Source organism: Natrarchaeobius chitinivorans, assembly GCF_003841505.1.
Taxonomy (GTDB): Archaea; Halobacteriota; Halobacteria; order Halobacteriales; family Natrialbaceae; genus Natrarchaeobius; species Natrarchaeobius chitinivorans.
Genome location: NZ_REGA01000021.1, coordinates 53,348 through 76,579, shown reverse-complemented (window position 1 = coordinate 76,579; position 23,232 = coordinate 53,348). Strand labels below are relative to the sequence as shown.

21 protein-coding genes are annotated in these 23,232 nt (G+C 64.0%); 10 read left to right on the top strand and 11 right to left on the bottom strand.

The window, feature by feature from the left end:
• Positions 1-198: integrase core domain-containing protein (locus tag EA473_RS18890; protein ID WP_165875238.1), on the top strand; the 198-nt coding region annotated here is incomplete at its 5' end.
• Here EA473_RS18890 and EA473_RS18885 read toward each other — a convergent pair.
• The gene (locus EA473_RS18885) at positions 161-427 is read right to left on the bottom strand and encodes an aldo/keto reductase (RefSeq protein ID WP_124197200.1); all 267 of its coding nucleotides are present in this window, start codon (positions 425-427) and stop codon (positions 161-163) included. The genes EA473_RS18890 and EA473_RS18885 overlap by 38 nt on opposite strands.
• Positions 428-993: 566 nt before the next feature.
• Here EA473_RS18885 and EA473_RS18880 point away from each other — a divergent pair.
• Positions 994-2,529: a sulfatase gene (locus tag EA473_RS18880; RefSeq protein ID WP_124197199.1), complete on the top strand. Its 1,536-nt coding sequence runs from the start codon at positions 994-996 to the stop codon at positions 2,527-2,529.
• Positions 2,530-2,708: 179 nt separating this feature from the next.
• Here EA473_RS18880 and EA473_RS18875 read toward each other — a convergent pair whose 3' ends face one another.
• A complete protein-coding gene (locus tag EA473_RS18875; RefSeq protein ID WP_124197198.1) occupies positions 2,709-4,682 on the bottom strand; it encodes an aconitate hydratase in 1,974 nt (657 codons plus the stop codon).
• A gap of 271 nt (positions 4,683-4,953) precedes the next feature.
• On the opposite strand from EA473_RS18875, the gene EA473_RS18870 reads away from it, so the two are divergent.
• The 6 genes from EA473_RS18870 (at position 4,954) to EA473_RS18845 (ending at position 9,020) form a co-directional block, all read left to right on the top strand.
• Complete coding sequence (locus EA473_RS18870) at positions 4,954-5,436, top strand: deoxyuridine 5'-triphosphate nucleotidohydrolase (protein ID WP_124197197.1); 483 nt, start codon at positions 4,954-4,956, stop codon at positions 5,434-5,436.
• A gap of 194 nt (positions 5,437-5,630) precedes the next feature.
• The gene (locus EA473_RS18865) at positions 5,631-6,185 is read left to right on the top strand and encodes a metal-dependent hydrolase (RefSeq protein ID WP_124197196.1); all 555 of its coding nucleotides are present in this window, start codon (positions 5,631-5,633) and stop codon (positions 6,183-6,185) included.
• A 156-nt stretch (positions 6,186-6,341) separates the two neighbouring features.
• Positions 6,342-6,806 (top strand): copper resistance protein CopD, encoded by a 465-nt coding sequence (locus EA473_RS18860; protein WP_124197195.1) that lies wholly within the window; start codon positions 6,342-6,344, stop codon positions 6,804-6,806.
• 120 nt (positions 6,807-6,926) lie between these two features.
• A complete protein-coding gene (locus EA473_RS18855) occupies positions 6,927-7,343 on the top strand; it encodes a hypothetical protein (RefSeq protein WP_124197194.1) in 417 nt (138 codons plus the stop codon).
• Between the two features lie 193 nt (positions 7,344-7,536).
• Positions 7,537-8,436, top strand: a complete 900-nt coding sequence (gene gnd, locus EA473_RS18850; RefSeq protein ID WP_124197193.1) for a phosphogluconate dehydrogenase (NAD(+)-dependent, decarboxylating) — start codon at positions 7,537-7,539, stop codon at positions 8,434-8,436.
• A gap of 272 nt (positions 8,437-8,708) precedes the next feature.
• Complete coding sequence (locus EA473_RS18845) at positions 8,709-9,020, top strand: HalOD1 output domain-containing protein (protein WP_243645314.1); 312 nt, start codon at positions 8,709-8,711, stop codon at positions 9,018-9,020.
• Position 9,021: 1 nt separating this feature from the next.
• On the opposite strand, the gene EA473_RS18840 is transcribed toward EA473_RS18845, so the two are convergent.
• Positions 9,022-12,981, bottom strand: coding sequence for an Eco57I restriction-modification methylase domain-containing protein (locus tag EA473_RS18840; RefSeq protein ID WP_124197192.1), 3,960 nt, complete (start codon positions 12,979-12,981; stop codon positions 9,022-9,024).
• A gap of 133 nt (positions 12,982-13,114) precedes the next feature.
• On the bottom strand, positions 13,115-14,371 hold the full coding sequence (locus EA473_RS18835; RefSeq protein ID WP_124197191.1) for a hypothetical protein: 1,257 nt from the start codon (positions 14,369-14,371) through the stop codon (positions 13,115-13,117).
• A 228-nt stretch (positions 14,372-14,599) separates the two neighbouring features.
• Between EA473_RS18835 and EA473_RS18830 the strand changes: the two genes are divergently transcribed.
• A complete protein-coding gene (locus EA473_RS18830) occupies positions 14,600-14,917 on the top strand; it encodes a hypothetical protein (RefSeq protein ID WP_124197190.1) in 318 nt (105 codons plus the stop codon).
• 15 nt (positions 14,918-14,932) lie between these two features.
• Here EA473_RS18830 and EA473_RS18825 read toward each other — a convergent pair whose 3' ends face one another.
• The 3 genes from EA473_RS18825 to EA473_RS18815 all read right to left on the bottom strand — a co-directional run bounded on the left by EA473_RS18825 (position 14,933) and on the right by EA473_RS18815 (position 17,200).
• Entirely contained in the window at positions 14,933-15,250 is a 318-nt protein-coding gene (locus EA473_RS18825) for a DUF7853 family protein (protein ID WP_124197189.1), read from the bottom strand.
• Positions 15,251-15,529: 279 nt separating this feature from the next.
• Positions 15,530-16,090, bottom strand: a complete 561-nt coding sequence (locus tag EA473_RS18820) for an NUDIX hydrolase (RefSeq protein WP_124197188.1) — start codon at positions 16,088-16,090, stop codon at positions 15,530-15,532.
• Positions 16,091-16,234: 144 nt separating this feature from the next.
• Positions 16,235-17,200 (bottom strand): diacylglycerol/lipid kinase family protein, encoded by a 966-nt coding sequence (locus tag EA473_RS18815; protein WP_124197187.1) that lies wholly within the window; start codon positions 17,198-17,200, stop codon positions 16,235-16,237.
• Positions 17,201-17,254: 54 nt separating this feature from the next.
• Here EA473_RS18815 and EA473_RS18810 point away from each other — a divergent pair, with 54 nt between their 5' ends.
• On the top strand, positions 17,255-17,977 hold the full coding sequence (locus tag EA473_RS18810; protein WP_124197186.1) for a PHP domain-containing protein: 723 nt from the start codon (positions 17,255-17,257) through the stop codon (positions 17,975-17,977).
• Between the two features lie 226 nt (positions 17,978-18,203).
• Here the strand turns inward: EA473_RS18810 and EA473_RS18805 are convergent, their stop codons facing one another.
• From EA473_RS18805 to EA473_RS18790, 4 genes are all read right to left on the bottom strand, one after another.
• Complete coding sequence (locus tag EA473_RS18805; RefSeq protein WP_124197185.1) at positions 18,204-19,316, bottom strand: pyridoxal-phosphate-dependent aminotransferase family protein; 1,113 nt, start codon at positions 19,314-19,316, stop codon at positions 18,204-18,206.
• Positions 19,317-19,442: 126 nt separating this feature from the next.
• Positions 19,443-20,486 carry a DMT family transporter gene (locus tag EA473_RS18800; protein WP_124197184.1) on the bottom strand — a complete coding sequence of 348 codons (1,044 nt, stop codon included), beginning with the start codon at positions 20,484-20,486 and terminating at the stop codon, positions 19,443-19,445.
• A 495-nt stretch (positions 20,487-20,981) separates the two neighbouring features.
• Positions 20,982-21,458: a plastocyanin/azurin family copper-binding protein gene (locus EA473_RS18795; protein WP_124197183.1), complete on the bottom strand. Its 477-nt coding sequence runs from the start codon at positions 21,456-21,458 to the stop codon at positions 20,982-20,984.
• A 379-nt stretch (positions 21,459-21,837) separates the two neighbouring features.
• Positions 21,838-23,100, bottom strand: a complete 1,263-nt coding sequence (locus EA473_RS18790; RefSeq protein WP_124197201.1) for an MFS transporter — start codon at positions 23,098-23,100, stop codon at positions 21,838-21,840.
• Positions 23,101-23,232: the final 132 nt, after the last annotated feature.

The following is a 23,232-nucleotide window of genomic DNA, read 5'->3' as shown; positions in this document are numbered from 1 at the left end:
CTCAACTACAGCGACCGAAACCACGTCGAAAAGTGGTTTCAGACCGTCTCAATGCGGATCGACCGCTTTCACTCCTTCTGGCGGGGCAGTCCGGCCAGCGCAAGACGCTGGCTCAGACGCTTCAGACACCATTATAACCACGATCGACCGAATCAAGCGCTCAATGGTCGAACACCGGTCGAGGAGGTGCTGAACTAGACAGTGCCTCCTCGTATCCCAGGTTCGTCTTTCGAACCTTCGTCGAAATAAACAACTCATCTCGTTGAACGTCTGCACGATTAATTCCTTCCCCGACGACCGACTCGTTTTCGTAGTACTGTGCTGTGTCTAGATGACGATATCCGATGTCTATCGCCTGTTGTATCGTCTCGGGATCGTTTATCTTCATAGTCCCGAGACCTATCTCTGGGAGTGGTGTACTGGCCATACTACACCCGCACCATTAATCGCCAATAGTTTTTCGCCCACCGAGATAGATCGTGAGACAGAGCAGTCCAATCGAATTATGCCCATCGGTAAAGGCCAGTGCGCTCCCGACCGGGTGCGAGTCAATGAGTACCGGTTCAATGATTACTGCAGTGAGACGGTCCGCTGTCGGCCGATTCACGCGCGACCGGGGCATGTTGTCCCGGTACATCGGCCCAGTATCCTGTATGTAATCACCTACCAAAATCGTTCGTCAGTTCCCCGACCGACACACTCCAGTCCTATAGTAGCCACTGGAAGTCAATGCACGCCTGATCGCACGACTGCTGTGCGATCAGTGTGAAAATAGTTCCAGTTGTTACTATAGTGGGTTCGGTTCGACTAACCGGAATGTATCGGTACAAGGTTGACACGGATTGCTGTTCCGGTGAGACCGCGCCCCGTCTGCGGTCCCTCCGGTACTGACGTACAACAGACTGGATGAGTCATCCCCCGTCGTCTCCACCTGAATTACCTGCATCTTCCGGGCTGGTGACCTTCCCCGAGTGAGGTGGAGGTTCCCTATCCATGGCCGAATCCAACGGACGTGATTCTGAGTCACACGGAACTGTCCGGAACGTCGTTCTCGTCGTTCTCGATACTGCCCGGGCCCGAAGCGTCGACGTAACTGGTGCCCAAAACGGCGAGGACGGAGCCCGTTCCGGCGTCGATCGACCGACGACCCCGACGCTGAACCAACTCGCAGCCGAGGGAACCGCGTTCGAACACGCGTTTGCGACCGGGCCGTGGACGCTCCCGTCTCACGCCTCGATGTTCACGGGAACGTATCCGTCCGAACACGGCACTCACGGCGGACACACCTACCTGGCGGACGACCTTCGAACGCTCCCCGAAGCGTTTTCGGACGCCGGATTTCGAACGATCGGCGTCTCGAACAACACCTGGATCACCGAGGAGTTCGGCTTCGATCGCGGCTTCGACGATCTCCGAAAGGGGTGGCAGTACATCCAGTCCGACGCCGATATGGGTGCCGTCGTTCGCGGCGAGGACATCCACGAGAAACTCGAGGCCACGCGAAACCGGCTCTTCGACGGAAACCCGGTCGTCAACGCGGCGAACATCCTCTACAGCGAAGTGCTCCAGCCGTCCGGCGACGACGGTGCCGACCGGTCGACGACCTGGATCGGGAACTGGCTCGACGATCGCGAGTCCGATCGCCCGTTTTTCCTGTTCTGTAACTTCATCGAGCCCCACGTCGAGTACGATCCGCCGCGGGAGTACGCAGAGCGGTTCCTCCCGGACGGTGCGAGTTACGAGGACGCGACCGCGATCCGACAGGATCCGCGCGCGTTCGACTGTGAAGACTACGAGATCACCGAACGCGAGTTCGCCATGCTTCGGGGGCTCTACCGGGCGGAACTCGCCTACGTCGACGATCAGGTGGCGAAACTCCGCCGCGCGCTCGAGGAAAACGGGATCTGGGACGACACCCTCTTCGTCGTCTGTGGCGACCACGGCGAACACATCGGCGAACACGGCTTCTTCGGTCACCAGTACAACCTCTACGATACGCTGATCCACGTGCCGCTCGTCTTCCACGGCGGACCGTTTATCGGCGGCGAGCGCCGATCGGACCTCGTGCAGTTACTCGACCTCCCCGCGACGCTGCTCGAGGCGGTCGGTATCGAGGATCGGGCGTTGCGCGATCAGTGGTCCTCGCGATCGCTCCTCCCCGATTCGGATGACGGGCCTCGCGACGCCGTCTTCGCCGAGTACGTCGCCCCGCAGCCGTCCATCGACCGACTCGAGGACCGGTTCGGGGAGATTCCCGACAGGGTTCGGTCGTTCGATAGACGGCTCCGAGCCGTTCGGACGGCCGAGTACAAGTACGTCTGTGGCGACGACGGCTTCGAGCGACTCCATCACGTTCCGACCGACCCCTTCGAGCGGGTCGACGTCTCGGCCGAGGAACCCGAACGGGCCCGAGCGCTCCGCCGCCGACTCGAGGACCGGTTCGAGCCGCTCGAATCCACAGAGCCGAGTGACTCCGTCGCGATGCGAGAGGGGACCAGAGAACGACTCGCCGATCTCGGCTACCTGTGACCGGTCACGTCGTTTCCGAGTGTAGACGGTAACGGTTGGGGTCTCGTATTCGATCGGTTCGATCCGGCAAAAACGGTGAGGTGACGAAACTGACGACCGGACGGACTATCGAACGTCGTTACCGGAGCGACCGGGTGCCGTCCCGCGGTCGCTCCGGTGAACAGTGACAGCAATCCGTCTCAGTCGTCGGCGGGTGCGGCGTCGCCGGACCCTTCGGCCTGAGCTTTCGTCCAGGCGAGTTTGCCGCCGGCGGCGAGGATGTCGCGCTCGCGTTCGGAGGCGTCGAGGGTCGCGGTGTACTCTTCGTCGCCGTTGACGCGGACCGTAAACTCCTCCTGGCCGCTGGTGACGGCGTCGTACACGTCGTCGACGATCTCGATCTCGTCGCCCTGGTCGATGTTTGCGTAGGTGTCCTCGTCGATCGTCAGCGGCACGATGCCGAAGTTAAAGAGGTTCGCGCGGTGGATACGCGCGAAACTCTGTGCGAGGACGCCCTCGATGCCGAGGTACATCGGACACAGCGCTGCGTGTTCGCGCGAGGAGCCCTGCCCGTAGTTCTCGCCGGCGACGAGGAAGCCGCCGTCGGCCTCGAGCGCGCGCTCGGCGAACGTGTCGTCGACGCGGCTGAGGGTGAACTCGGAGAGCTTGGGGACGTTCGACCGGTACATCAGGATGTCCTGGGTCGCCGGGATGATGTGGTCGGTCGTGATGTTGTCCTCCATCTTGAGCAGCGCCTCGCCCGCGACGTCGTCGCCCAGCTGGTCTTTCAGCGGGACGTCGCCGATGTTCGGTCCCTTGATGAGTTCGTCGTCGACGGCCTCGTCTGGTGTGATGAGGTCCGTCTTGGAGCCGTCGTACTCGTCGGGGAGTTCGACGCCGGGGTCCTCGAGGTCCTCGAGTTCGTCCGCGAGGTCGCGCGGATCGACGATTTCGCCTTTGAGCGCCGCGGCGGCGGCGACCTCGGGCGAACAGAGGTAGACGTTGTCGTCTTCGATACCCGACCGTCCCTCGAAGTTGCGGTTGAACGTCCGCAGCGAGACGGAGTCGGAGGCCGGGACGTGGCCGATGCCGATACACGCACCACAGGTCGCCTCGGAGAAGTTGACGCCGGCGGCCATCATCTCCGCAACCCAGCCCTCGCGGGCGAGCATCTCGGAGGCCTGTTTGGAACCGGGTGCGACGATGGTTTCGGTCTCCATCGCGGTTTCGCGGCCCTCGAGCATCTTCGCGACGGGGAGGATGTCCTCGTAGCCCCCGTTCGTACAGGAGCCGACGATGACCTGCTCGACGGATTCGCCGGCGACCTCGCTTACGGGCACGACGTTGTCGGGCATCGACGGCGTCGCGATCAGCGGCTCGAGGTCCGAGAGGTCGACGACGATCTCGTCGTCGTAGTCGGCGTCGTCGTCGGGCTGGAGTTCGACGTACTCCTCGCCGCGGCCGACGCGCTCGAGGTAGTCCTCGGTCTGTTCGTCGGTCGGGAAGATCGACGTCGTCGCGCCGAGTTCCGTCCCCATGTTGGTGATCGTCATCCGCTCTGGGGCGGTCAGCGTCTCGACGCCCGGGCCGGTGTACTCGAGGATCTTGCCGACGCCGCCTTTGACGGAGAGACGACGCAGCATCTCGAGGATGACGTCTTTCGCGGTGGCCCACTCGGGGAGTTCGCCCTCGAGGCGAACGTTGACGATTTCGGGCATCTCGATGTAGTAGGGAGCGCCACCCATCGCGACGGTGACGTCGATTCCGCCGGCACCGATGGCGAGTTCGCCGAGCCCGCCAGGCGTGGGGGTGTGGCTGTCAGAGCCAAGCAGCGTCTTGCCCGGTGCCGCGAAGTTCTCGCGGTGGACGTTGTGGCAGATACCGTTGCCGGGGCGAGAGAAGTGTGCCCCGTACGTACCGGCTGCAGATCGGAGGAAACGGTGATCGTCCGTATTCTTGAAGTCGAATTGATACGTCTGGTGATCGCAGTACTGGGCTGCGATCTCGGTCTGGACCTCGTCCAGTCCCATCGCTTCGAACTGGAGCCAGACCATCGTTCCAGTCGTGTCCTGGGTGAGAACCTGGTCGATCTCGATCCCGATCTCCTCGCCGGTCTCGAGTTCGCCTTCGACGAGGTGATCGTCGAGAATCTTCTCGGTGAGAGTCTGTCCCATAGCACCCGAATCTCGGCCGTCCGGCCTGATAAATCCAGCGTGTTTCTATAGCGATCAACCATGTTAATCCGGCCCAAAACGCTAGTTTTCGAGCGAGTGTCGTCGGTCAACTGTCGGGGCGGTTTAGGCGGATTGCTGTACCTGTGTACCGGAGCGACCGCTGGGCGACTCCCGGTCTTCGATACTGACTTACAGTAAACCGTATCAGACGGTCTGGTGGGCCGAAACGGATACGCTTTTCTTCGTGCCGCTCGCTCTCGAGAACACGTCTATGTTTCGCTCCGGTGCGTTCGTCGCCGATCACGTCTCGCCGACGGACGACGATCAGGTCCAGCCCAACGGCGTCGATCTCACCCTCGACATCGTCTTCGAACAGCTAGAGCCGGGACGTATCGGTCGAGACGGCAAGCAGATCGGCGACCGCGTCGCCCGCCCGCTCGAGGAACTCGAGCAGAAAGATCCCGACACCTACTACCTGCCGAAGGGAGCCTACATCGCCCGATACGGCGAGCGGATCGAGATCCCGGAGGGTCACGTCGGCTTCGTCTATCCCCGGTCGTCGCTGATGCGTAACTCCTGTATGCTCAACACCGCCGTCTGGGATGCGGGCTACGAGGGCCGCGGCGAAGGCTTGTTGCAGGTCCACCACGACGTCGAGATCGAACGCGGGGCACGGATCGCCCAGTTGGTGTTCGCGAAGGCAGATCACGAGGACGTCTACGACGGCAGCTACCAGGGCGAAAACCTCGAGTGACATCCGATCGGATCGGCAACGGGTCGGTCGCCAATCGACGGTTGTCGCCGTCGAGACCGAGCGAGGAGAGCGACCGGCCGCCTCGGCGTCCCGTCACAGGAGCCCACGTCACCGTGTCGTCTGGCTTTTTACGCGTCGGCCCCAACGTCCGGTATGTGCGGTCGACGAATGAGTATGTGCGGTGATCCCGACGAATGATGGCGACGACGCACGTGTTCGCAGGCCTCGCCGTCGTCGCGCCCGTGGCGTACGCCGCACCCGAGTTCGCGACTCCGCTCGCCGTCGGTGCAATCCTCGGCGGCTTCGCACCCGACGTCGACCTCGTTCTCGAGCACCGCCGGGCCCTCCACTTTCCCGTCGTCGGGGCCGTCGTCGCCGTTCCTGCCGTCGCGCTCGCCACGCTCCTGCCCACCACAGCTACCGCCGCGCTCGCCGCGTTCGCCGTCGTCGCGTGGCTCCACGCCGCGAGCGACGCCATCGGCGGTGGACCCGAAATGGACCCCTGGAACGATCGGACCGACCGCGCCGTCTACGATCACGTCAACGGTCGGTGGATCCGGCCGAGACGCTGGGTCCGGTACGACGGCGCACCGGAGGACGCCGCGCTCGCGGTCGCACTCGCAGTCCCGGCGCTGATCGTCTTCGACGGCTGGGTACAGGGACTCGTCGTCGGTGGCATCGTACTCTCGCTCGTCTACGCGCTTCTCCGACGCCGCTTGATCGCGTGGACGCCCGACTGGCTCGAGTAAACGGACGGAGCGCCGAACGGTTTCGTTCGCCTGATACGGTCTGCTATGAGTCTTTACCGGTCGATCGCAAAACGGTAGACGATCGACCGGCAATCAGTGATAACAAACCGAATGAAAGTCGGAACGCTGATACCATCCCTCTCCGAGGGACCCCGTATGGTCGATACGTTCCTCGCGCAGACGGCACATCTCGTGTTCGCCGCGATCTGGGCCGGCAGCGTCTTTTACGTCGCGTTCGTCGTCCTTCCGCTCGCTCGAGACGGCGCGTTCAACACGACGAAGCCGCTCGAGGTAATCTCCGGCAAACTCACGACGATATCGCGCGTGAGCGCGGTCGTCCTGTTACTCACCGGCGGCCACCTCGCGGGGACTCGATACACCGCCGAGAGCCTCGTCAACTCGATCAACGGCCAACTCGTGCTGGCGATGGTCGCGCTCTGGCTCGTCCTCGCTGCCCTCGTCGAGATCGGTGCCAAGCGCTTCGAAGCCGGACTCAACGGGAAGAAACTGCGCGAACCCGCGGCCAACGTACTGGGGCTGTACCGGACGGCTGCGCTCGTCGCCGTCGCGTTGCTCGTCGTCGCGGGTGCGATCACGACGAACGTCGCAGCAGTAATCTGAAATCGGCTATACACTTCTCACGAGACGTCTCCGGCCCGCGAACGGCGTCATCGGACATTCTTGCGAAAGATACTTAGTCGGTTACTGTAACGTATCCCCATGATGATCAGGGGGAAACGAATGGCACTCCCGCTGCTCGCCGTCGGGACGGCAGCGGTCGTCGGGTACGCACTCCGCTCGAGTCACACACACGAGGAATCCGCGCGGTCGAAAGCGGACCTCGGCGCCCGGATCGTCGGGGCGGACGACGTTCCCCTCGACGCGACCGTCGTCGAAGCATCCTCGAGACGCCTCGACGAGATACCCGGTGCGCGCCGAGCGATCCAGCGAGCGATCCGAAACGGAGCGCGCGAGGAGTGGGAACACGTCACGCTCGAGCGCGACGGTGCCTGGTCTGTCGTCAACGCGATCCGCGAATCGCTGCCGTACTACGACGGCAACGACAGCGAGTACAACGGCGTCTACGTCCACTACGACGACCGCTTTATCGTCCTCGACGCGATCGGGTGGGCTCGACTCGAGGATCCGCTGTACTGATCGATCGATCCGGACTCGAGGAACCAACCCGCCACACGCCGAGAGGCGGGACCGAACGACGACTCGAGCGGCGAGACTTATTCTTCGACCGACGACCGAGCAGCGACGGGACTGATTCTCCGACCGATCGACGACGCGAGCAGCGACGGTGAAAATCACAACCACTACCACCGACCGCCGCGGAGCTACCCGCATGCAACTTGGCGTAATCGGACTCGGACGCATGGGACAGATCGTCGTCGACCGCGTCCTCGAGGCGGGCCACGACGTCGTCGCCTTCGACCTCGAGGCCGAAGCCGTCGCAACGGCGGCCGACGCGGGTGCCGAACCGGCCGACTCCATCGCCGACCTCGTCGGTCGACTCGGCGAGGAGAAACGGCTCTGGCTGATGGTCCCTGCCGGGGAGGCCGTCGATGCGACGCTCGCGGAACTCGAGGAGCACCTCGATGCGGACGACGTCGTCGTCGACGGCGGCAACTCCTACTTCGAGGACTCCGTCCGACGAGCACAGTCTTGCCCCGCTGCGTATCTCGACTGTGGGACCTCCGGCGGCCCCGCCGGGGCGGAACTCGGCTTCTCGCTTATGGTCGGCGGCCCGGAGTGGGCCTACGAGGAACTCGAGCCGGCGTTCGACGCCGTCGCGACCGGACCGGACGGCCACGAACGGATGGGGCCGTCAGGATCGGGCCATTACGTCAAGATGGTCCACAACGGCGTCGAGTACGCGCTGATGCAAACCTACGGCGAGGGATTCGAGTTGCTCCACGAAGGACGGTACGACCTCGACCTCGAGGCCGTGGCTTCGGTCTGGAACAACGGAGCGGTGATCCGGTCGTGGCTACTCGAACTGTGCGAAGAGGCGTTTCGCGAGGAGGGAACCGACCTCGGCGACGTCGCCGATCGTATCGAAGGTGGATCGACGGGAACCTGGACCGTCCAGGAAGCGCTCGAACAGGAAGTTCCCCTGCCGCTAATTTATACGTCGCTCGCCGAACGGTTCGGCTCCCGGGCCGACGACGGCCGCTTCTCGAGGCGTCTCGCCAGTCGATTGCGGTACGGATTCGGCCGCCACGAGGTTCCGCGGCGGGAGTAGTCCCAGGTGGAACGATAATGCCACCGGCGCCGTCGGACTCACTGAGATCTGCTACACCGACTGAACTGTACTCTGGCGGTTTGTGGGAAGCACGGTCGTCGGTGGGGATGGAACGAAACACGTATATCTCTCTCTGCTGTACCTGCGCTCGAGCCAGGTTTGGTGGAATCAGCATTCCGGCATTTCGACGGAATGATCTGTTATTTTCGCTGATGATGTCCGTGTGGAATATTGGAGTACCTTCTTTACTACCAGTCCCGTCACCATCATTCATGAACCCACACACGCCATCGGGAACGGTAACCGTCGCGGAAAACCAACGGCCAAGCATGGCTATCGTCGAGCACGTCGCCCGCGTAGACGGCGTCGATCCGCTCGATCTCGAGCCACTCTATAACGCGATCGATCCCGAGGACCTCGATGCGATCTGCGAGTCGGGGTCGGAGTCGATCGAACTCGAGTTTATTTACGCCGGTCGGACGGTTACCGTCGCGAAAGAAAACGGGACCGTCGAGGTCGGGATCGACGAGGGTATCTCACGAGCCGAGGCGTCGGACGCCGCAGACACCGAATCCCCGACCTAATTCAGCCGGACCCTCCGTTTTCCTCGCCGAACTCTCGGTAGACGACGTCACGTTCGGCCCCGGATAATCCGTAACGCGAGCAGACGCGGTCGTGAATCCGTCGGTCGGCGGCAGCGATCCGTTCGTCGAGTTCGGCTGCACGCTCGCGTTCGTCGAGTAGGGTGTCGAGGCCGGCGTCGACGTCAGCGCGTCTCGGGAGCGTGAGCGATCGCAGCCGCTCGAGCGGGGAAATCGTTTGGGTCGCGTTCGCCCTGAACCCTGCGAACCCGCCGGACTCCGCCACCGCGTACGGAACGAACGTCTCGAGCAACCCCGCCGTATCGTCATCGACGCCGTCGAATCGCAGCGCGCGAACGGGCTCCGTCGTCACGTATCCCCACCGGTCGGTGTCGCCGCGCCCGTCGTCCGGCTTGTACCGGAGCCGAACCGAGATCACGACTATAGCTTCGTCTCCATCTCCATCTCCATCTCCGTCGACGTCGACCGAGTCGATTCGGAGACCGGAGCGCTCCCCCGTCGTCGCGGTGAGTGGTGTCTCTTCGACGCCCGCCGCGGGTCGACACGAGGGCAGTTCTCCGAGTCGCTGGCCATCTCGATACTCACCCAGATGGTCGCCGACCGACGGAGAAATCCCGCTTCGCTCGGCCGTCAGACGGAGCCGTTCGTCGACGGCATCGACGAGATCCGGATCCGGACCGTCGGCCATCGCGAGCGGGAACGCCTCGAACGTGGACTGGTTGATCTGTGGGAAGACGGAGCGGTACGCGGCGTACCGGTAGTGGAGATAGAAGTTCGCAAGCGGCGCGTTGAGGACGCCCAGAACGTGTTTGTACGCGTCGACTGGATCCGATTCGGGAGTGACGTCCGAGCGACAGTGGATCGAGTACGCCGATTTGATCGACGCCAGCCCGTCGGGGTCGAAGGCTCCGACGAACGAGTCGCTGGTCTGTCTGAACAGCAGTTTCGGACTTCGGTACCGATCGTCGGATTTCTCGAGGGCGTCGGGGTCGACGTGACGGAGTTCGGATTCGTCGACCCCGTACCGAACGATCGCACTTCCCGGGGCGATCGGTCGCGTCTCCGCTCCGGGGTCGTCTTGCAAAAACGCCGCGCGTTTACTCACCTCTTCGCCGCGGGCGACGTCGGCGACCGTCGAAAGCGGCGGGTGGTCGTCGACCCGGTCGAGAATCGCCCGCGTCGTCTCGTCGAGATACAGCAAAAACCGCGTGGCAGGTTGGCGTCGGAAGACGTCTACGGGAACCCCAACGTAGGAGAGGTCAGTTAGCTCGCCGCCGTCGGTCGCATCGGCGCAAGCGACCTCGTCCGTACGGCCGTCGCTGATCAGGACCACCGCACCGGCTTCGACGCCGTCGAAGGCGGTTCCGACCCGGACGATCCGCGACGGCGGCGCGTGCTCGAGGAGGAACTCCCTGATCGGTTCGTTCTGCTCGCGCGTGAGGATCGAATCGGGGACGACGAACCCGACGCGACCATCTCGGCTCAATCGGACCGCCCGTTCGTAAAACGCCACGTAGAGGTCGAACTGGCCGTCAGTCGCCTCGAACGTGCCGGCGAGATACGAGCGAAGACCGTCGTCGATACTGGCGCTGATTCCGGTCCGGCCGGCCGTCGCGACCCACGGCGGGTTTCCGACCACCGCGTCGAACCCCTCGCTCGGGAACGCGGCCACCCCACCGAACGCGCCGGGAAACTCGAGGGGCCAGTGGACGTACCGGTTCGCGTCGGCCCGACGCTGTGCGGTTTCGAACCACGACGTTTCGGTGAGCCGTCCCCACGCGTCGTCGTCGGCCACCACGTCGACGAGTCGCTTCACGGACCCGTCGGGGATCCGCTCACAGCGGTCGTCCGTCGCGTCGTCGAACTCGCGCGCCGTCTCGACGTTCGCGATGGCCTCGAGACGCGCCTGCAAGGTCGCCGCGTTCGAATCCCGACGCCCGATTCCCTCTCCGTCGGGTTCGACCGCCCCGTCGGCTCTCGCCGTCGGCAGCTCGTCGACCGCCTCGAGATCCGATCCGACGACGCCGTTTCCGACGACGAGATTCTCCTCGAGTGAGCCACTCAGGTCCTCGATCGATTCACTCTCTGCCTCGAGTTCCGGTCCCGTTCGTTCGGTTCTGGTGGTCTGAGACCGTTCGGTTCCCACAGCCTGAGTTCGCTCGGTTCCCGCCGCCTGAACCCACAGTGACGTGCGGGCGAGACCGACCGCGACCGGATCGAGGTCGACGCCGTAGAGACAGCGTGCCGTCACTCGTCGGCGAGCCCAGTCGACGTCTCGGGTAGGATCGACGGCCTCGAGTCCGTGCCGGGCCGCGTGGTGCTCTCGCGTCCGGACGATCTCCCCGACGAGAAACGCCGCTACACTCTCGAGAAAGCGCCCGGTTCCCATCGCCGGATCGAGGATCCGGCAGTCGAGAACCTCCTCGGCGAACTCGTCGGCGAACGTCGGAGCGCTCCGGTCGAGGCCGTCGCGAATCTCCTCGAGGAGGGGCGTGAGAGTGTGTTCGACGACGTACTCGACGACGTGCTCGGGGGTGTAGTACGAGCCGTTGGCCTTTCGCTCGCCCGAATCGGCGGTCAGATACACTTCACCGGCGTCTATTCGGGCTCCGTCACCAGTTCCGGAAACGGTCCCGGCGGTCCCTACGTACTCTCCCGCTGCGAGCGTCCGTTCCTCTTCGGCGACGGCGAGGTCGTACCCGAGCAATTCCTCGTAGATCTCGCGGACGTGGTGAACCTCGAGTCGGTCGCGGTCGAGTCGGTCGCTGGTCGAAACGCAGTCGACCGCTCCGTCCCGCACGGAGTCGACCGTTCCGTCCCCCCTGGAGCCGAGCGGACGATCCCACTCGTCACAGACCGCGTCGTCGCGATCGAGGATCCGGGAAAGCAGCCCCCGAACGACGTCGCGAACTGCATCGTCGCGGACGTCCTCGAGCGTCTCGTTCTCGAAACTGCCGTCGTCGGTTCCGCCCTCGTCTCCGCAATCCTCTTCGAAATCGTAGTCGCCTCCGTTCCCGTCGTTTTGCCGTTCGAGGCGACTGCGAGCGCGTTCGACGATCGCCCCACAGAGGTCGTCTCGAAGATCAACCGCCAGTTCGCGGGAGACGGCACCCCGCTCCCTCGAGACGATATCGAGACGACACTCGCCGCTTGCGTCCTCGCGGAACGCGCCGCCGCCGAACAGGAAGTAAAAGCGCGCGAACGCCGCCGGATCGTCGGCCTCGAGTACCTCCTCGAGATCGACCTCGGAGTATGCGCCGAGTCGATCGTCCTCGCCGTAGAGACGCCACCGTTTCCCGTCGGTCAGAACTCCCCACCGAGCGGCCGTCTCCTCGAGAAAGACACGCATTCGATGGCCGGGGTGTTCGAACCGGCGGTCGTGATCGTCTTCGAACCGTCGATTTCGGTCGTCCCCATCGTCGGCGGTATCGCCCTTTCCACCGCGACCGCCGGCGGTATCGCCCTTTCCACCGCGCCCGCCAGCGGTATCGCCCTTCCCATCACGACCGAAGTCGAGCGACTCGAGCGGCCGCCCCCACCGTCTCACGTCGGCGACGGCGACCGCGTTACCGAACGGCTCGTCGGACTCGTCGGCCGGTTCGGGTGCGGTTACCGCGCTTTCGGCGGCGACCTCCCATCGCCCTCCGAGGGCGTACTGGGGCCGCCGCCGCGGTCGATCGGAGGGAGTCTCGCGGCCGACGCGGACGAACGGGACGTCGAGCGCGCGAAGAATCGGCTCGACGAGCGACTCCTCGAGTTCGGCGCGGTCGTACCCTGGTGCAGCCGGCCGCTCTCGCCCCCAGACGGCGGCGACCTCGTCGTGGGCCGTCCGGAGTTCGTCCTCGTCGATCTCTGCCCACGCCGTCGTTTCCTGGAGGCGATCCTCGAGGAAGTACTCGGAAAACGACGCGTGGATTCCGTCGCGGCTAGTCGGGGTGTACATCGGTTACGGCGGTCGAGCGACCGTCCGTCGCTCGTCCGTTTCGTTTCGAACGTGCCGTCTCGTCACGGTATGGAGTAGATCAACGGAACGGTATAGTCCTTTGTCCGATCGGTCAGACTCCCCGTTCGAACGGTCAGACCGGCTCGCGAAGCGCCCAGACGTCCTCGGTCGGCTCGAGCCGGTTCGGCTCGCTCCCGCGTTCGGTCAAAATCCCGGTGTGATACAGCATCGCCTTGAGCTGGAAGACGGTCGGGGAGTGGTAGACGGAGCCGTCCTCGAGCGCCGCCGACCGGAGGCGTCCGTCTTCGGTTAGGACGCGTCCGCGGACGGCTTCGTCGCTCCGGACGAACAACTCGACGGCGAACGTCGGATGGAGTTCGTGCATGTGCTCGACCAGATCCACGAGGGTGGGCTCTGGCTGCCAGTCGTCGTGCATGGTCTGGAGTTCGGTGACGAGCAACTCCGTGGCGGGATACTCGAAGACGATTCGGCGGGCGAGCTGGCCCCACTCAGGTGCCAGGTCGACGAATCGCGTTCTGGATCGGTACCACTCCTGGAACTCCTCGAGGGCGGCCGTCACCGAGCCACAGCGGCTTCTCGCAAAACGTACGACCTCGTGGCCGAGCGAGGTCAACTCGACCCGGGGTCCGTCCTCGATCAATCCCAGGAATTCGGCCCCGCGTCTGGCGTCGGTCACCGCACCGACCACGTCGTACTCCGCGAGGAGCGTCCCGGTGTCGCCGTCGGCGTAGTGGGCAAGCGGATAGCCGAGGTAGTTTTTGGGGTGATTGAGCCCGAACGAGGCGTTCGCGACCCCCTGTGCCCCCGCCTGAAAGCGAAGCGCCGTCGCCTCGGTCGTCGTTCGATTGCCGACGATGCGGGGCGTCTCGAGCACGTCGACGTCTCCCGCGGAGTCGACGCCGAGGACGCCGACGTTCAGTTCCCGCGCGAGCGTTCGATCCGTCTCGGCGATCGCGTCCGCGGGTGCGGCGAGGTAGGCGGCGTTGGCCTCGTGGAGCCGATCGTAGGCCTGGACGATCCCGCGGCGGGTGTCGACGCCGTCGCTCGCGTACCCTTTCGCCTCGACGGCGATCAGCGGCGGTTCGTCGCCGACGCGGTCGACGGTGAGCAGGTCCGCCTCGAGAGGTCCAACGCCGACGAGATCTGGATAGCCGCCGCCGATCCTGACGTGGTTAAACGGTGCCAGACAGTTCCGGATCGCCGGATCGATGGGGCGACCGGGGAGCCACTCCGCCTGCGAGAACTGCGTGTCGGCGACCACGTACGAGGGAGAGCTGCGATCCGATTCGACGTCCTCCGTCGGAAACAGCCGCCGCTTGGTGTGGGCGAGCACCTGCGGTTCCGAGAGCGATCGCGTCGCACTGCTCATACGTCCGAATGCGTTACCGGACCCAATACTGTTCCGGCGGTGGCCCTCGCGCCGGAGCCCGCGGGGTAGATGACTCGCGTGGAGACGGATCGACGAATTGGGTGGACTCGACGGGAAGCGGGCTCACGAATTAGGTAGACTCGAGGGGAAGCGGGCTCGCGAAAAGACGGCTCGGTCACGCTCTATGAAAACCGTGACGGCTTTCATCTCCCAGGATCAACCCCCACTGTGACCTCGAGCGACGACGGCGGCTACGTTCACGATCCTTCGGCGTTCGACGACGAGGACGGCCGTCGTCGGGACGACGCGGACGATTCCGACGACGACTGGATCGAGCAGCCGGCCGACCCCGCGAGCACCGACCGCGAGTTCGACTGGCGGGGGTGGGTGCTCGTCGGCGTCATCGTGTTGGCGTTCGTCGTCGCCCCCGTCACGATCATCCTGTGGCCGCCAGAGGTCGGCTACCGCTTCGCGCTCCTGATTCTGCCGCTGGTTCCAGCGGTGTTGCTCGCCGTGACCGCGGTCTGGGCCACGACGAGACCGTGAAAATTCGAACGGATTTCACGACGACGCGTGGAGGCGATCCTCGAACCGCTCGAGGACGGAAGACCCGTGGACGAGATCCTGTTCCGGTGTCGTCTCGGAGTCGAGATAGCCGCTCAGTTCGTTCGCGATTCGACGAACCTGTCGGTGGGTGAACGTCTCCGGATTCTCGTCGGATTCGATCGCGTCGAACGCCGCGAGTGCCCACGCTGGCGGTGTCTCGTCCGCGTCGAGCGCGTCGTCGACGCGGGCTGCCAGAACGTGGTGGACGACCCATTGTTCTTCTCGAGAGAGCGCAACTTCGTGCGTCTCGGCTTCCGATGGTGTGGAACTCATTTCGTCACACGGACCGATTCCGTCGGCCCTCAGGGGACGCTACGAAGAGAACGGTAATAAGCCTTGTTGCATGTTATCACGTGACAAAAATGAGCGCCACACGATACCAATGATCAGTCGGGAGCGAGAGCAACAGTTGACGACGGAATAACAGTGGCCCACGGAGCAACAGTTGACGACGGAATAACAGTGGCCTACGGAGCAACAGTTGACGACAGAATAACAGCGGACGGCGGGAGTCTGACGGACGGCTACCGACCGATCCCCGATTGCCCGCCGCTACCGAGCGTCACGGCGCATCGCGATTTCGAACCAGGGACAGAGTCGAAGCTGTCGGTACCACGCCGGATTGGCGTGGAGTCGTTCGTAGGGTGCCCACAGCAGGCCGGCGACCTCGTCTTCGTTCGGTTCGACCGTGCGATCCGACAGCGTCAGTTTCAGGACAGCACACACCTCGTGTTCGACCCCCCTGTCCTCGAAGTAGCGCTTGTACTCGAAGCGGTCGGTTACCCGAACGTCGTCGTACTGGTCCGGGGTGATCCCGAGTTCCTCCTCGAGTCGTTGCCGGGTCGCCTCTTCCTGACTCTGCCCTTCGACGGGGTGGGAAGCGACGGTGCCGTCCCAGTAGGTCCCCCAGAGACGCTTGTCGGGGGATCGCTGAGCGAGTAAGATATTATCTTCCTGATCGAAGACGAGCGAGGTAAAGGCCCGATGCCGGATGCCGTCGCCGGTGTGGGCCTCGAGTCGGTTGACGAGTTCGAGTTCGGTGTCGTCTTCGTCGACGGCGATTACGTCCTGTCCGGCGTTTTCGTGCTCGTATTCCTCCTGTGACGTGGTCATACTCCACAATCGTCGAGGCCCCTGAAACCAGTATCGCCTTCCACGAGCGGTCGCCGTCGAGTCTCGTCGTTCGACGGCGTCGTCGGCCTGGTGGCCCGCTGTGTCGGCGGGTCACAGACGAGTCGCGGTCTCATCGGGATATCGCTACGTGCGGGGACGGTTCACGCCTCGAGCGTCCGGGTTCGACCGATACCGTTCCCCGACGACGACCTCGAGAGCGCTCGCACGGGTTTCGAGGGAGAGTCGGTCCGTCTCGAGAAGCTCTCCGTCGAGGCTGTACTCGACGGGACCCCGTCGACTCTCGATCGTGAGCGACGGCGTCCGTCGTCGAACGATGTGTACACTGTCGCGACCGAACAGTCGCTCGAGGGCGACTTCGCCGAGGATGTTCGTCGGCGGAGCGTCTTCGACGATCGTCACTTCGAACAGTCCGTCCTCGACGTGTGCCTGTGCGGTTCGCGAGCCGGCGAACCGACGACAGTTACCGACGAGGACGAACAGCGCCTCGCCGTTCCACGTTTGCCGCCGTTCGCCGTCCGATCCCGCGGCCGTCTCCACCCGCAACGGGAGCGAGTCGAACGACCGGGCTACCTCGAACGTGGCCGCCACGTACGCGAGTACGCCGAGTTCACTTTTCCGTTCCGAGGAGGTTTCGGTGCTCGCCTCGGCGGTGACGCCACCGACACATGAGTTGACGAACGTGCGCCCGTCGGCGACACCCAGGTCGATCCGTCGCCGACGGTCGCGCTCTACCGCCTCGAATCCGGCCTCGATGCTCTCGATGCCGACGTTCGCCGCGAAGTTGTTTCCCGTCCCGGCAGGGACGACGGCTACGGTCGTCGACTCGAGGGCCTCTGCCGCGACGACGCCGTTTACGACCTCGTTTACCGTTCCGTCGCCGCCAGCCGCGACGACGAGGTCCGCGTCGGGAGCCGTCTCTCGAGCCAGTTGCGTCGCGTCGCCGCCATCACGGGTCCGACGGACCTCGAAGCCGTGGTCACCCGCCAGTTCGACGACGTCGTCGACGTGCGTTCGATCGCCACTTTCGGGATTGAGAATCAGAACGCGATTTCGATCCGGCCGCGTTCGGTCCGCCCCGGTCGAACCCATACCGTGGGATACGCCGGCCCAGCGCAAAAGCGCCGTCCCGGCGTATGCACTCGCGTGTACACCATCGATCTTCACGCGCACACGCGGTTCTTCCACGACCGCAGACGAGTAGGGAACTGGTTCGACCCGCTTGGCGTCCGGTTGCTCGCGACGGCCGCCGGCCGGCGAGGGCTCGAGGGAGTAGCGACGACGAATCACGACTACTATACGCAACTCGATCCGCCGGGGCCGGTCGAGACGATCCCCGGAATCGAGATCACGACCGACCGCGGTCACGTCCTCGTCGTCGGACCGGATCCGCCCCCGGCGACGAAACCCGGGGCGCTCACGCCGGGAGAGGCGGTCGCGCTGGCTCACGAACGCGACTGTGCCGCAATCGTCGCTCACCCGTTCCGGAACAGCACGGTGAGAGAACTCGAGGACGTCCCGTTCGACGCGATCGAGATCAACGGAAAACACCCCCGGTCGCGACCGCTCGTCGAGGAGTTAGCGGAGAGCCGGAATCTCCCCCTTGTCGGTGGCAGCGACGCCCACTACCCGTTCGAGGTCGGGCGAGCGTACACACTCGTCGACGCCGATCGGCTCACGCCCGCGTCGGTCGTCGAGGCGATCAGGGACGGCCGGGTCGACGCCCGGATCGCCCGCTCGCGGTTCGATCGACTCCTTCGTCGCGGCTACCGCGCGATCCACCGTCGAAAGCAGGTGATCGACGCGATCGAGCAACCGACGCCAGGAATCGGCGCACCTCTCGGCGAGGAGTCGCCTCGAACCGATTGAACTCGAGTAATGCGGACTGCTGTTTTGCTGTAAACGGATTGCTGTCCCGACGCCGACGGGATCGCGAACCGCCCGCACGCTCGCGTCGTTGACGGACACGACGGACGAGACTGGCGACTCCGTCTGTCTTCCAGTTACCGTGTCCTCGAGGCGCTCACAGCCTGTCGACACCCTCGAGCCTACAGAGGTACAGCGAGAGTGCCTCGGGGCTTGACCCCGAGGTACTTCACAGTCCGGCGACGTCTTCGATGGCGTCGGTCAATGCTTCGATCGACTCGAGGTCGTGTTCGCCCATGTGGCCGATGCGGAACGTCTTCTCGCCGAGCGCGGAGCCGTAGCCGTTGGCAAAGACGAAATCGTACTCCGCCGAGACGGCGTCGATGGTTTCGGCGACGTCGATCTCCTGAGTGTTCTCGATACAACTCACGGTCTGTGATTCGTAGCCCTCCTCGGGGAACAGCCCGAAGTGCTCGCGGGCCCACTCGCGGGTGTACTCGGCCATCTCGCGGTGGCGTTCGTCCCGGGCGTCGTGGCCCTCCTCGAGCATGTACTTCATCTGTTTGCGGTAGGCGAGCATGACGGGAATCGCCGGCGTGGAGTGGGTCTGGCCCTTCCGGTCGTAGTAATCGAGTGTCCGCTGGAAGCCGCCGTACCACGAGGCCGAATCGCTCTCGAGTTCGCGCTCGTAGGCCTCGTCGCTGACGACGCAGACGGCGAGTCCCGGCGGCATGGCGAATGCCTTCTGGACCGACGTGAAGACGACGTCGATGTCGTGTTCGTCGATAGCAACGAAATCGCCGCCGAGGGCCGAAACGGCGTCGACGACGAAGTAGGTGTCAGGGTAGTCGGCGACGACGTCGCCGATCTCTTCGACGGGGTTGCGGACGCCGGTGGAACTCTCGTTCATCACGCACGTGACGACGTCGTACTCCGTGTCGCTCGACTCGAGACGTTCGCGGATGTCTTCGGGTTTGACCGCCGTTCCCCACTCGTACTCGAGGGTGTCGACGGTCTTACCGAGACGCTCGGCGACGTCCGCCTGGCGCTCGCTGAAGCTGCCACAGGTCGTACAGAGGACGTTCTCGTCGACGAGATTGAGGATCGAACTCTCCATGAACTCCGTCCCCGATCCGGTGAGGACGATGACCTCGTTGTCGGTGCCGAGAAACTCCTTCGTGTCCTCGACGATGGTCGTGTAGAGATCCGTCATGCGGTCCATCCGGTGGCCGAACATCGGCTGACACATCTCCTCGATGACGTCCTCGCGGACCTCGGTCGGGCCAGGGATGTACAGCGTCTTGTCGGGGTAGTCGTCCTGATATTCTCGTTTTTTGGTCACACTAACCACCTGAATACGACCACTGGGTGACGAGGCGGTATGGTACTTTTGATGCCGGATCGAGACGGCGGTCACGCGTCGAACGGACCGTCGAAGCGATCCGAAACGGCCGTCATCAGCGGTTCATCAGTCCGCACACTGGCCACGAGCCGCGGGTTCGCCCGTCCCGGGGGCGTCCTCGCGAGTGTTGGCCCGAACCTGATAGACGTTACCAGCCACGACGACGCCGTTCGGTTTCTCGAGCGGTCGCGTCGGTCCGCGTCCGACCATCGGCCCGAGGGTCCGCCACAGCGTTTCGATCTTGCACAGCGAGAAGCCGGCGACGATCAGCGCGAAGCCGGCGATCGTCGTGAGGGTGATCGACTCACCGAGAAGCGCCCAGCCCACAAGCACTGCGACGACCGGCGTCACGTAATTGATGAGGCTGAGCTCCGTCGCACCGACGCGCTCGAGCAGGACGAAGTAAAGGAAAAAGCCGCCCGCAGTCGAGACGATACCGAGGTAGGCGAGCGCCCCGAACGTCGCCGGCGTCAGGGCTGTCGAGATCGAGGTGGCGTGCTCGCCGGGGTGGACGAAACTCAGCGCGTGTAAGACGCCGGCTCCGACGGCCATCGCCCACGCCTGCAACGAGACGATCGGCAACGTTCCTCGCGTTCGTTCGAGGAGAACGGATCCGATCGCGAAGACCAGCGCGGACGCGAGCAACAACGCGATGCCGATGGCGTGTCCGTCGAGCGAGCCGCCGGGAACGGCGAGGACGACGATTCCCGCGAGTCCGACGAGCAGTCCCACGACGGCCGGTGCCCGGACCCGCGTTCGAGGCAACACCGCGAGTGCGAGCGGCGGCGTCACGATCGGGATCAGACTCATCACGATCGCGGCGATCGCACTCGAGACGTACGACTGGCCGAGAAAGAGCAACGCGAAGTGAGCACCGACGAGCAGTCCGCCGCCGACGGCGATCGCGATCCAGTCGGCGCTCGTCTTCGGCCGCCATTCGATTCGCCGGACGGCGATGGCCGCGGCGAACACCGCCGCGGCGACGTCGAATCGAAGCGCAGCAAAGAGTATCGGCGGCAGCGCCTCGAGCCCGATCTCGATCGCGCTGAAGGCGGTCCCCCAGGCGATCGCGAGGGCAACGAAGAGTAATATATCTCTATTAACGTTCATATCCACACTCAAGGTTCAGGACTACTTGTGGGTTGGGATTCTACTGTAGAGGGGCTGTGTCATACAAATTCGTAGATGGGTGTTAACACGAACCACTGCATTCTCGGGTGTGTTAATCAGTAGTACGACAAACCGAACCGACGCCTAAATCTCGAGAACGAACTCGGGCCGAGGAGTTGGAATCCGCCTCCGAGAGAGAAACCAGTGAACGCAACAGTCGAGACGAACAGCGAACGCAACGATCGAGACGAGAGATGATCGATCGCACCGCTGTCGGGCGAACGGAAGTCGACAGTAGCCACTGCAAGTCAGTTATAGTAGCCACTGAACGTCATTGTACACCCGATCGCCAGGCGGATCGGCGATCGGTGTGTCAATCGTTTCAGTTGGTACTATATTACGACAGCGACGTTCAGCAATTGCAATAGGTGGTCCGCAAGTCTCGCCGGCCGTCGAGACGGGGACCGTACAACGGTTCGAATCTATCGGACTCCGTTACTCGACCTGGATTTCGCCGACCATCGTCGTCTCGTGTGGATCACAGACGTACTCGGCCATCTCGCTGCTGGCTTCGAATTCGAGGATCTGGTCGTCGCCAGGGTCGTCGGTTTCGTCCGTCTGGAGGTCGTCGACGACGTCGCCGCCGTCGTCGCGGATCTCGATGTTGTGCAGCGAGCCGTCGCCTTCGGTCCAGCCGATGGTGTACGATTCGCCCTCCTCGAGGACGAGCGTCGGGTTCTGTTCGCCTTCGATCTCCGAAGGCTCGAGGCCCTCCCATCCGGCGGTCTGGCCGTCGAACATGATCTCCGTGCCGGGTTCGATCGCGGCTTCGCCGTTGCCGTTGCCGTCGTCGTCGCCGTTACCGTTGCCGTTACCGTTGTCGTCGTTACATCCTGCAACGAGTGCAGTCGCTGCTGCCGCACCTGTGAGCTTCAGTGTACCTCGCCGTGAAATACCGTTCTCTCGTGTCATCAGTCACTCGTTGGGGATGTGTACATAAAAATGGACACCCTCTATTCGTTCGTAGTCATGCGATTACATACCACAAGTAATACTGTATTACCCGATCGAGTGAACGTTCGTTTCGTTATCGATCGATTACTTTGTACCGCATGCTATCACATCCGGGCCTTCGTTCACGCGTTTTGATCTGACCAGAGTGACAACTGAAAGGTTTGACACACCAATTGCCGACCCGTCCGACGAGAGCGCGGTTCGGAGTGAGTGTAACGAACGAGAACCGCGACATGGCGAACGGGGAGGAACGACCCGTGAGCTGTACAATCAATGTGTGAATAGTTCCAGTTGTTACTAGAGAGTGGCGACAATACGACGGCCAGTCGGGAAGACGTCACCCGGTTTCGCTGCGGTCGACGACCGACTCGCTCGAGTCGAGCGAGAGACGCAGGAACGCCGGCGCGGCGACGAGCGCGATGGCGATCTCGAGACCGCCGACCACGAGAAACGCGAGGTCGTAGCCGAAGTTTCCGGCGACGGTCGCGCCGACGAGGAAGCCGCCGAGGAAGCCGAGACTTCCCGCGAGGTTGAACCCCGCCATCGCGAGTCCACGCTCGTTCTCGGCTGCGAGGTCGGTGACCAGCGCCATGGTCGTCGGCGAGACGAGTGCGCCGAGGACGCCGATGGCGACCATGGCGATGGCCGCGGTCGCGACCGACGGTGCGGCGCCGACCGCGAGAATACCGACGCCGTAACACAGCGATCCGACGACGATCGGAACGGCTCGGCCGACGCGATCGGAGAGCGCGCCCATCGGGTACTGCAACAGGGCGAAGGGTGCGAAAAAACACGCCAGGAGGAGTCCCGTCGCCCCGGCCTCGAGACCAAACGTCTCTTGGAAGTAGAGCGTGCCGACGAGCGCGAAGAAGCCGGCGGTCATCCGATCGACGAATCCGAACGCGTACGGTATCGAAAGCGACGGCCGTTTCCGAATTCCATCGAGAAGGGCTCGAGCGCTTCGGCGGGAACCGGGCGCTCGGTCCCCGACGAACGAGACGGCGAGACCGACGCAGACGAGCAGACCGGCGGCGACTACCAGGGGTGCGAGCGGATCGATCTCGGTCAACTGCCCGCCGACCGGCGCACCGAGCGCCGCACCGAGTCCGATCGCGATCCCTGCAGCGCCCATGTTTCGGCCGTGACCTCCCTCGAGGTCCATCAGCATCGTGATCGTCAACGAGAACGCGCCGATCGTCATCGCGCCCTGGAAGACCCGGACGAGCAGAACCCCCTCGAACGGAATCGATCCGATCGCCGGGACCGCCGCGAGCGCCGCGTACCCGCACGCGCCAGCGAGCGATCCCGCGACGATCAACGGCGTGCGCCGACCGAAGACGTCGCTTACTGCGCCCCAGACGCCGACGAACGCGACGTAGGCGGCGAACTCGGCGACGAGAAACCACATGCTCGCGTCGAGGGCGGTTGCGGCGAACGGCGAACTCGCCGCGTCGGCTCCCAGGGCCTCGACGAGCGTTGCGATCCCCGGATAGAGCAACAGCTGGGAGAACATCACCGCGAAGACGACCGCGGCGAGAACGGCCCGGTCTCGCTCTCTCGAGTTCGCTCCCACGAACCGGCCTACGAACTGCGAACCCATGAAGGCGTCCGTCTCACTTTCTCGAGCGGACGGAGCGATTCGACGTCGGGTGTGGGCGAATCGACATCGGACGGAGCGATTCGACGTCGGGTGTGGGCGAATCGGCATCGGACGGAGCGATTCGACGTCGGA

Excerpts from the sequence above, each read along its gene's own strand:
- gnd (WP_124197193.1), top strand. The coding sequence starts at position 7,537 with ATGCAACTTGGCGTAATCGGACTCGGACGCATGGGACAGATCGTCGTC.
- EA473_RS18835 (WP_124197191.1), bottom strand. The coding sequence starts at position 14,371 with ATGAGCAGTGCGACGCGATCGCTCTCGGAACCGCAGGTGCTCGCCCAC.
- EA473_RS18820 (WP_124197188.1), bottom strand. The coding sequence starts at position 16,090 with ATGACCACGTCACAGGAGGAATACGAGCACGAAAACGCCGGACAGGAC.
- EA473_RS18790 (WP_124197201.1), bottom strand. The coding sequence starts at position 23,100 with ATGGGTTCGCAGTTCGTAGGCCGGTTCGTGGGAGCGAACTCGAGAGAG.
- EA473_RS18815 (WP_124197187.1), bottom strand. The coding sequence starts at position 17,200 with ATGGGTTCGACCGGGGCGGACCGAACGCGGCCGGATCGAAATCGCGTT.
- EA473_RS18800 (WP_124197184.1), bottom strand. The coding sequence starts at position 20,486 with ATGAACGTTAATAGAGATATATTACTCTTCGTTGCCCTCGCGATCGCC.
- EA473_RS18880 (WP_124197199.1), top strand. The coding sequence starts at position 994 with ATGGCCGAATCCAACGGACGTGATTCTGAGTCACACGGAACTGTCCGG.
- EA473_RS18870 (WP_124197197.1), top strand. The coding sequence starts at position 4,954 with ATGTTTCGCTCCGGTGCGTTCGTCGCCGATCACGTCTCGCCGACGGAC.
- EA473_RS18865 (WP_124197196.1), top strand. The coding sequence starts at position 5,631 with ATGATGGCGACGACGCACGTGTTCGCAGGCCTCGCCGTCGTCGCGCCC.
- EA473_RS18855 (WP_124197194.1), top strand. The coding sequence starts at position 6,927 with ATGGCACTCCCGCTGCTCGCCGTCGGGACGGCAGCGGTCGTCGGGTAC.
- EA473_RS18860 (WP_124197195.1), top strand. The coding sequence starts at position 6,342 with ATGGTCGATACGTTCCTCGCGCAGACGGCACATCTCGTGTTCGCCGCG.
- EA473_RS18885 (WP_124197200.1), bottom strand. The coding sequence starts at position 427 with ATGGCCAGTACACCACTCCCAGAGATAGGTCTCGGGACTATGAAGATA.
- EA473_RS18845 (WP_243645314.1), top strand. The coding sequence starts at position 8,709 with ATGAACCCACACACGCCATCGGGAACGGTAACCGTCGCGGAAAACCAA.
- EA473_RS18840 (WP_124197192.1), bottom strand. The coding sequence starts at position 12,981 with ATGTACACCCCGACTAGCCGCGACGGAATCCACGCGTCGTTTTCCGAG.
- EA473_RS18875 (WP_124197198.1), bottom strand. The coding sequence starts at position 4,682 with ATGGGACAGACTCTCACCGAGAAGATTCTCGACGATCACCTCGTCGAA.
- EA473_RS18795 (WP_124197183.1), bottom strand. The coding sequence starts at position 21,458 with ATGACACGAGAGAACGGTATTTCACGGCGAGGTACACTGAAGCTCACA.
- EA473_RS18825 (WP_124197189.1), bottom strand. The coding sequence starts at position 15,250 with ATGAGTTCCACACCATCGGAAGCCGAGACGCACGAAGTTGCGCTCTCT.